Consider the following 1,434-nt stretch of genomic DNA (forward strand, 5'->3'; position numbering starts at 1 on the left):
TGAAGTGCACCCCAATTGTTAGACACAGCCTAACAATTGGAGGTGCATTTTTTATGGCTAAATTTTCTTCAAAAGAAAAAATCCAAGCGGTGAAACGATATTTAGATGGTACAGAAAGTGGAAAAACAATTGCTAAATCTATAGGAGTTAACCCTAGCGTACTTCGTGAGTGGATTAGACGATATGAGTCTTCAGGTGAAAAGGCCTTTGAAAAGTGCTATACATTCTACCCAGCCCAGTATAAACTAGATGTACTTTATTATATGAATGAACACGGGACATCTATCAGAGAAACAGCGGCACTTTTCAATATACCGTCTTATGAAACACTTCGGAAATGGAAAATAGCTTATGAAACAGGAGGATTGGATGCCCTACAATCAAAGAAAAAGGGGCGTCCAACCATGAAAGATAAAAAAATAAAACCAGTAGATGAAGGATCAATCGAAGCCTTACAAGTGGAAAATGAGCGTTTACGTATGGAAAATGCATATTTAAAAAAGTTGAATGCCTTAGTTCAAAACAAAGAAAAATCACCAAACAAGACAAAGCGCAAGTAATCTACGAGTTAAGGCATGAATTTCCTATCAAGGAGTTACTTCAACTCGCAAACATTCCACGTAGTACGTACTATTACTGGATGAAACGTTTTAATCGTCCTGATCCAAATGCGGAGGTAAAAGAACGGATTCAAGCTATTTATAATGAACACGATGGGTGTTATGGTTATCGTCGTATTCGTGATGAACTTATGAATCGTGGACACAAAGTAAATCATAAAAAAGTGTATCGCCTTATGAAAGAATTAGGGTTAAAATGTCTGGTTCGTATGAAAAAATATCGCTCTTACAAAGGGACAGTTGGGAAAATTGCGCCAAATATTTTAAATCGCAACTTCCAAGCTGAAAAACCAAATGAAAAGTGGGTTACAGATATTACGGAGTTTAAGTTATTTGGGGAGAAGTTATACCTATCACCAATGTTGGATTTATTTAATGGTGAAATTATCACGTATACAATTGGTTCAAGACCGACCTATTCCCTTGTTTCAACGATGTTGGAACAAGCTCTTTATTGTGTAACCGATCCGGATAAACTCCTCATTCACTCTGATCAAGGTTGGCACTATCAAATGAAACAATACCGTCATTCTCTTAAGAATTGTGGCATAACTCAAAGTATGTCTCGCAAAGGAAACTGTTATGACAATGCCGTTATTGAAAATTTCTTCGGTATCATGAAATCGGAATTTCTGTATCGAAAAGAATTTGAAAGTATAACACATTTCAAACAAGAATTAGCAAAGTATATAGAATACTATAATCATAAAAGAATTAAGGCAAAATTAAAGGGTATGAGCCCAGTACAATACCGGGCTCATACCCTAGAGCCTGCCTAATGAAACGACCTGTCTAACTTTCGGGGTTCACTTCA

At 36.4% G+C, this 1,434-nt stretch carries 1 protein-coding gene; it reads left to right on the forward strand.

What is annotated here, in order from left to right:
• Positions 1-53: 53 nt before the first annotated feature.
• A protein-coding gene (locus C4S65_RS33915; protein ID WP_098838494.1) for an IS3-like element ISBth10 family transposase occupies positions 54-1,399 on the forward strand; the annotation gives its coding sequence in 2 pieces (ribosomal slippage) (positions 54-495 and positions 495-1,399; 1,347 coding nt in all).
• The last annotated feature ends 35 nt before the right edge of the window (positions 1,400-1,434 follow it).

It is taken from the genome of Bacillus sp. ok061 (assembly GCF_900108285.1).
Lineage (GTDB): Bacteria > Bacillota > Bacilli > Bacillales > Bacillaceae_G > Bacillus_A > Bacillus_A thuringiensis_S.